Annotated in this window: 5 protein-coding genes and 2 pseudogenes; all 7 read left to right on the top strand. The window is 55.4% G+C overall.

The features are described 5' to 3' along the window. Positions 1 to 305 (top strand): annotated as a pseudogene (locus ASE98_RS27780) (phage baseplate assembly protein V); the annotation flags it as partial. Positions 306 to 328: 23 nt separating this feature from the next. Continuing rightward, positions 329 to 1339, top strand: coding sequence for a type VI secretion system Vgr family protein (locus ASE98_RS15930; RefSeq protein ID WP_201782595.1), 1011 nt, complete (start codon positions 329 to 331; stop codon positions 1337 to 1339). A gap of 15 nt (positions 1340 to 1354) precedes the next feature. After that, positions 1355 to 3517: a hypothetical protein gene (locus tag ASE98_RS15925; protein ID WP_060542298.1), complete on the top strand. Its 2163-nt coding sequence runs from the start codon at positions 1355 to 1357 to the stop codon at positions 3515 to 3517. Between the two features lie 62 nt (positions 3518 to 3579). Next, entirely contained in the window at positions 3580 to 4578 is a 999-nt protein-coding gene (locus ASE98_RS15920) for a formylglycine-generating enzyme family protein (RefSeq protein ID WP_060542297.1), read from the top strand. Between the two features lie 95 nt (positions 4579 to 4673). After that, a complete protein-coding gene (locus ASE98_RS15915) occupies positions 4674 to 5372 on the top strand; it encodes a DUF3592 domain-containing protein (RefSeq protein ID WP_060542296.1) in 699 nt (232 codons plus the stop codon). Between the two features lie 156 nt (positions 5373 to 5528). Continuing rightward, complete coding sequence (locus ASE98_RS15910; protein WP_156465517.1) at positions 5529 to 6722, top strand: hypothetical protein; 1194 nt, start codon at positions 5529 to 5531, stop codon at positions 6720 to 6722. 16 nt (positions 6723 to 6738) lie between these two features. Next, positions 6739 to 7911 (top strand): annotated as a pseudogene (locus ASE98_RS15905) (ImcF-related family protein); the annotation flags it as partial.

Raw genomic sequence — 7911 nt, 5'->3', positions numbered from 1 at the left:
CCACCCGGCCGCGAAAGCAAATGGCTGCGCCAGGCCCGYGCCTACGCCGGCGACACCTACGGCCTGCACCTGCCGCTGATCGCCGGCACCGAAGTGGCGATCGCCTTCGAACAGGGCGACCCGGATAGACCCTACATCGCCCACGCCTTGCATGATGACCAGCACCCGGACCTCGTGACCATGCGCAACGACCACCGCAATGTGTTGCGTACTCCGGCCAACAACAAATTGCGCCTGGACGACACTCGGGGGCAGGAGCACATCAAGCTCAGTACCGAGTATGGGGGCAAGAGCCAGCTCAATCTNGCGTACTCCGGCCAACAACAAATTGCGCCTGGACGACACTCGGGGGCAGGAGCACATCAAGCTCAGTACCGAGTATGGGGGCAAGAGCCAGCTCAATCTCGGGCATTTGGTCGATGCCGAGCGGAAGAAGCGTGGGGAAGGGTTTGAGCTGCGCACCGATGATTGGGGCAGTTTGCGCGCAGGCAAGGGCGTGTTCATCAGTGCCGATGCGCAGCCCAAGGGGCAAGGTCCGGTGCTCGATATGAGCGCAGCACTGGAACAACTCAACAACGCCTTGAGCCTGGTGAATTCCCTGGCACAAAGTGCCGTCGAATCCGGGGCTCTCGCCGCGGATCTGCAGTCGCAAAAGGGACTCATGGCGGCGCTTGGCGGCCTTGAAAAGGCCGGTCTGGTCGCCTCGGCACCCGACGGTATCGCCTTGACGACACCTGCCGACATTCAACTGTCGGCATGGCAAAACCTCACCGCCACAGCAGGTGACAGCGCCGATATCAGCGTGCTCAAGCGCTTCAGCGTGGCGGCGGGCGAAGCCATCAGCCTGTTCGCGCAAAAGCTCGGTATGAAGCTTTTAGCAGCGAGAGGCCCGGTAGAGATCCAGGCGCAAAGCGATGCCATGACTCTGCTGGCGGAGAAGAACATGACGATTTGCAGCGTCAATGGCGAACTCGTTCTTACTGCCCCTGAAGGGATCACGCTGGCCAGCGGCGGCGCCTTTTTAAAAATCAAGAACGGCGCCGTAACAGTCGGTGCGCCGGAAGGGGTGCGGGTCGAGAGCGACGATGTCGTCTTCAGCGGCTCGGCGGCCCTGGAAATGGCTTCGACCGCCATGGCTATCAAAGACCCCATCTATGCCAATCCCCTGCGTGGCCGGTTTCAGGTCAAGGACCCGGCAGACAAGGATCCGGTGCCCTATGTGCCTTATCGAATAGTAACGGCAGATGGCCGTGTCATAAAGGGTGTCACCGATGCCGAGGGTTATACCCAGCGCCATCACGGTCTGGACCCACAAAACTTTCAGCTGTTTGTCGACTGATCAAGGAGTCTGAACATGAGTCAGGACGAAACCCCTGCCGCTGTAAACCGGCTGAGCCGAAAAGACACAGCGCAAGTTGCCTATTATCAGGCCGCGCGATGCTACTACCGCCCGGAAACCGAAGAATTGATCTTCATCGCCGACGACCATGCGGGCAAATTTGCAGGCCACTGGCGCGAGATGAACCTGCGCATGGACGAGTTTCATCGGGCCAACGCCCAGTATTCCAGCGCGCTGGAACACTATGCCGGCGCAGTGGCGAAGGCTGCCCTGCTTCCCCTGGAGGAAGAGAAGCGAAGGAGAGCAGTGGCAGCGGCCGAGACTGAACTGGAGAAAAGCCGGGCCGCATTGAAGGAAAGACTTGGCGAGTTCTCCACCAGTGGCATGAGCTATGACGATGTTGTCGAGTTGATCCCCGTGGTTCAGGCAAAAGACGGACGCAGAGGCAAGCCCAAGCGTTATGCCTATGTGAAAAAAGGTTTCTTCAGCCAGAGCCAGACCGGCAGAAAACTGCACGCCGTCTCCATGAAGGGCAAGGACAAGAAGTCGGCGAAGGAAAGCATCTTCAGCAAGGATAAACAGGGCAACACGCTGATATCCACCAGCAAACTTGCCGAGCAACTGACGTCCCTGGAGTGGCCGAAAATCAAGCTGGACCTCAAGGATGTGCTGAAGTGGACCGGCTCGGATTTCGATCTGGACGAACTGAAAAAAGACTTCGTGCTGTTCGATTGGGCGGAAAGCTGGAACCACAGCCTGAACGAGGGCACAGAGAAGCTCGGCGCCAACGTCGACGTGACCCGTGGCGCACAGTTCATGCGCTTTGTTTCCAATGTTGGCGCCAGCGGCGAATTTGATGTGCAAAAGGGCAACGTTGCCTTCAAGGGAGAAGCCAAAAGCAGCCTGACGCTGGCCTCGGGCCTGGTCAGTTTCAACGCCTTCGTCCCTGATCGGGTTGGCTGGGCATTGCGCTACACCAACGCCAAAGGCGTCGACTTCAACATGGGCATGCTGCGCCTGTGCCTGACTCCCGAGTTGAGCGGGTTCATCGGAGCCTCCGTACACCTGGAGGGGCAACTGCAGGTCGTGATGCAGGGCGATCAGCAACTGCTCGCTGGCCAACCCGGTGGCCGCCTGCCCCGTTTCAGCGAACGAAAAACCCGCGGCGCAGTGTTCCATCAGCAAATGGCCGCCGAAGACGAAGGCCTGACCCTTACCGCCCAAGGCTTCGCCGGCGCCCGGGTGGAAGGCAGCCTCAAGGGCAGCTTGCAATGGCTCAAACCCACGCCGCCTGCGGACTTGAATTCGAGCGTGGCAGGGTTGCTGCAGTCCAGTGGGGAATACACTGATTTTTGCAGTATCGGCGGCAGCATTGCCGGGCTGGCGGGGGCAGGGGCTAAGGGCGGTGTTATTTGTGAGGTAGGGACAAATAACATCGTGGAGTTTGGGGCTTGGTTGATTTATCAGTTGTATCGGTTGGATTATGGGTTTTTTGATTTGGTGGATAAGGAGGCATTTAAGGCTTATAGCCAATATTGTGTTGTTCGATTGGGTGACACCAGGGCTGATGTGTATGGGGTCTTGGTGAAGTTGTCGGCTGGTGTTAGTTCTGTTGCTTCAGAGTTTGACAGATTTATAAGTTCCGCAATTAATGAGGGTAAGGATAGGTTTGGGGCGTCAAAGCGGAGAAATCAGCTTTCCAAAAATATTATTAATCAGTCTCAAAGTCTTCTGCTACTCACGCCAGAGTCAAAGGGGATTTTGCTTTATGTACTTACTCGTCACGGTATATGGGACCATTTGGATGCGGGGAATCGTGGAGATGGTTTTGTTCCCGATTTATATGGCGACCGAAAGGCAGCAGTGATATGGGTGCTTAAAAGCATTCAAACAATCTCCGAGTGGAATAAAGTGTTCTGCAGAATGGCGCCAGATGGAAAAAATTTAGCCAGTAATGATGATGAGGCCTTGGTAGTGGAACGGCAGGAACAGCAATTGATCAATTTTCTTAAGGAAGGAATAAATCGCGATCAGGATTTGTATAAGGCAAAACAGGAGATTGCTGCCATTTACAATAATCTGAAAGCGGAAATTGCGTGGGGGTACGCGCTAGCTATGAATGATACTGTCTACTATAGACTCAACTCTAGCCCCAATCCTCATTATCCTACGAAGTGATCGTTCGGCCCTTGTGAGGATTCTTCAGTCAAGTTGGTGTGATAAAAGGAGTAAGGGCAAGTATGAAAAATTTAGTCGTGGTCTGGTTGTCTGCTTTTTTGCTGGTTGGATGTGAGCAGTCTGAAAAGCCAGTCGAATTACTAAAGAAGGAAGGAGTGGCGCTGGATCTGGAGCAATTTATTGCCGACCTGAAAGGTAATTTGGTTTATGTCGAGGGTGGGGACTTTATGATGGGCGATTATGGGGCGCAATTCGGGCCTGAAAAATTGCCTTACGACGCAGATAAGGATAGTAAGCCCCTTCACCAAGTTCAATTGACAGGCTACTCAATTGAAAGGTTTAAAGTTACTAATCTTGCGTTCCAGTTTTACTTGAAATACAACGGGATGCAGCTTCGTCAGGATGTCGCTGGAAGTATGTTTAAAACCTTCAGTATTTCACCAAAAAACCCAGCTCACATGGATTGGCATGAAGCTAATGAGTACTGCAATTGGTTGGCGGATATCAGTTCACTACCGTTCGCATTACCAACGGAAGCTCAATGGGAATACGCTGCGCGTAGCCGTGGGCAATTTTTGATGGTGGCAACGGACGATGGGACTTACAAGGTTGCTCGTGAGGCCAGAAACGGCGAAGAGGGCCGTAGAGGAATCAATATATCCACGACGTGGGATCGTGAAGCCTTTGCCAAGGAGATGGGGTGGAGGACCGAGGGTTTGACAGTATTACCTGTAGATAGCTTTCCGCCAAATCCGCTCGGTTTGTATTCTATGTCCGATAACGGGCAGGAGTGGGTCAAAGATTGGTATGATCCGGACTATTATAAAAAATCCCCGCTGAAGGATCCACAAGGGCCGGACAGCCCCATGCACAAGGACTATTTTGGGCGCGATACGAAAGTTGTCCGTGGCCAAGAACTTGCCAATCCGTTTTGGGGGGGCGGTGTGAATGTTCATAGAGCAGCTGCTGATCCAAGCGGTCGTCTGTTTGATAATGAGTTGGCTTATCTAAGCTCAAAAACAGCGCGGTGTGTTGTCAATAATTCGGAACCTTTGAATTAGGTTCTGTTCGTTGAGGTTGGGCCAAATTTTGCTATCCAATTAAAGGCAAGTGATTTTTATTTGCCTATAAAATTTGTTTAAATGGATTTTAAAAAATGAGAATAAAATCTTTTGTAAAATACGGTTTTGCCGTCGTTGGAGTCGCCCTGCTTGCAGGCGCCGCAATATCCTACACGAACACCAACAAATTTCTAGAAACCGCCGTTACCACGAAAGGCGCAGTCGTGGATTTACTCAAGATTCGAAGTGATGATTCTTACAGTTTCAAGCCCGTCATAGAATTCACTGCAGCCAATGGTCAGCAAGTGGAATTCACCTCTTTGGGTTCAAGCAATCCACCCGCCTATTCAGTCGGGGAAAGCGTAGAAGTGTTGTATTCACCGTCTGACGTGCAGAGTGCAAAAATAAACAGCTTCTCTGCGCTCTGGGGTGGCTTCCTGGTTATGTTGATTCTGGGAGTGGTCTTTTCATGCGTTGCAGCGGTGATGTTTTTAGTCGGCAAATTGCGCAATCGCAGGAAGGCCTACTTGCAGCGCAACGGCGTAGCGGTAGAAGCCGAGTTTCAATCCGTGTCGCGAAATCGCAGCATTTCAGTGAATGGTGAAAATCCCTTCGTGATCGTATGCCAATGGCTGGATCCAGTGTCTTCAGCGATGCATGTGTTTAGAAGTGAAAGTCTTTGGTTCGATCCTTCCAGCTACATCAAAGACAAAACCATCCGGGTGTTTTTCGAGCGTAATAATCCGATGAAATTCCATGTCGATGTTTCGTTCCTGCCCAAGTTGACGCGTTGAGTCTGCGTACGGTAGATCGCAGATCTGGAGGTTTTATGAGGGATGTTGTATGCACCGGCGACAAACTGTCGTCCCGCGGCGCCGGCGGCCTGAAGCATCGAGGCGGCGATTGCCACCCCTTGCTGACTAAGCGTCTGCGGGCGAGGAGGCTGTAAGGTGCCAATCGATTTGCGAGCGTTACCACAAAAGCGCGTTCAGCCGACGCCTCCCGGCAAGTGGCGCTGGTGCCTGGTGGTTTTATTGTGCGCTGTGTTGGGGGCAGGGTTGGTGATATGGCTGTGGCCGGAGGACTCGGTGCAGATGTCCCTGTGGTTCTGGTGCTGTGTCCTGGTTTTTCCCTTGATCCCGGGTCTATTGCTGTTTGCCTTTCGCCGCATGGCCTATGAGCGCCAACAGGATTTTGTCCAGAGCTGGAATCAGCATCTCAATGAGCTGGAACAGGGGCTCATTGAGCAAGGTCAGCGCAGGCTTGCCCTGTTGACGCCGTCTTACTGTACACCCGCGGCCAACAACCGGTTGGCTCAGGCGTTGCGTAGCGGCAGCAAGCCGCTGCAGCCGACCTACCTTTCCGACTCGGATACGACGCTGCGCCTGAGTCAATTGAAGCCAGCGGCCCAGCGTTACACGCTGGAGGATTACACGCAGCGTTTGACGAAGTATTTCCGGCAGGTGATCGCTGGTTTTGATGAGGATTTGCAGCGTCTGGTGGGTAATACGCCTTTGCGCCTGCGCATCAAACACAATCGGATACTGGACGACGAGCAGGTCCTGGCGCTCTGGCGCGAATGTGCAGGGGAGACTTGGACGGTCGATCAAGTGGCGGTGGTCGACGACGACGGCTTGGTATGGCTGGACGCCTGGCTGGACGACCCGTCGCCTCCAGCGCTGGTTCTGTCTGTGGAGGTGCAGCTGTTTCAACAGCCCACGGCCCAACAGGCGGAGTCAGTCTCCATCCTGCTGCTTGCGCAGCCCGAGTGGTGTGTGGGGCAAAAGGTGGTGCCGGATGCCTGGGTGCACCGCCCGGTTGTCATGACCGATGAGGGGGATTCTCTTGAGGATGCGCTCCTTTGGGGGCAGGTAAAGCGCGATGGCGAGTCCTGTTTCGCCTGGCAGACCCAGATACCCGGCGATCGGTTGCGCAACTTGAACATTGCCTTGGGTGCAGCCGGTCAACCCCACTCCACCGATCGGTGCCAGATGATCGATGATGCGTTCGGTTTGCCAGGCCGTGCGGTCGGCAACCTAGCGCTCATCATTGCCAGTGAATACGCGGTGGCGCAGAGCCAACCGCAACTCATCATGCTGCAGGACGTTTCGCCGCAATGGTGCGTCGTCCGGCCAGCTGGATGATTGATAAGGATTAGTCATGAAACAAGTCAGTGTCTGGATCGTGGTGCTTTGCCTGTTTGTCATCGGTGGCTTGTTGATCTGGGTGGATAACCCGATTCTCGGGGTCAAAACAACAGCTGAACGGGGGACGCTCATGGCATGGCTGCTGGCGGCGTGCCTGGTGGTGCTGTTCCTGGAAAGCCTTGTCGTTCTGGCGGTCAGGAAGCTCGCGGCACTGGAGCTCTTCTCGCGGGTGCAGCACAAGCTTGGGGAATTTGTTCCAGGGGCGGACCGAAACCAGTCTGATCGCAACGATATCCATGTTCATTTGTATAAGCACCACGGACACTTTTGGCACCGTAAAGTCCGCCTCTTATTGATCGTCGGTGAGCCCGAACAGATCGAAGCCATTGCCCCTGGCCTGAAACAGAAACGCTGGCTGGTGGACGAGGGTGCTGTGCTGCTCTGGGGCGGCAGCGTGCGCAACAAGCTGGATGATTCAGTGATCGAGCGCTGCCGTCGCCTGACCCGCTGGCGTGCCCTCGACGGCGTGGTATGGGCGCTTGGTGCCGAGCAAAGCGCCGACAACGCTGCGCTGCGCCACGGTGTGGATCATCTGCAGGACTTTGCGCACACGCTCGGCTGGTCGCTGCCGCTGCACCTGTGGCAGGTCTGTGCCAGTAACTGGGTGCAGGACAAACGCCCAAGCCAGGCAGTCGGTTGTGCACTGCCGTCACGCCTCACCGCGACGGAGCTGGAAACGTCGTTGCACAGTCTGCTGAGCCCCCTGCGTCAGGAAGGCTGGGCACAGATGAACAAGGTGATGGCCCATGACTTTCTGGTGCGTCTGGCGCGGGACCTGGAGGTTGGAGGCGTGGCCCGCTGGCGCAAGGCGCTGACGCCGTGGTTCGGGACCGGCAAGCAGGAGGTGCCGTTGCGCGGCCTGTGGTTCAGCCTGCCGTTGCTCGCCACCGCTATATCGCAGAACGAAGACGATCACTTCTGGCCCATGGACCCGGCCTGGCAAGGTGTGCTCGGCGAACCCAAACAATCGAGCCGTCGCTTGGGCTATAGCGCCCCGCGCATCGCTTATGGCGTGGCGTTGACCGTGGCCCTGGTCTGGGGCGCCGGCCTGCTGCTGTCGTTCATCAGCAACCGCGTGCAGATCAACCATTTGCAGACCTCACTCAGCGCCCTGCAGCAAGCCGCC

The organism is Pseudomonas sp. Leaf48 (assembly GCF_001421885.1).
In the GTDB taxonomy this organism is placed as follows: Bacteria; Pseudomonadota; Gammaproteobacteria; order Pseudomonadales; family Pseudomonadaceae; genus Aquipseudomonas.
Note: the sequence above shows the minus strand (reverse complement) of the source record. Positions and strands in the feature narration are given on the sequence as shown.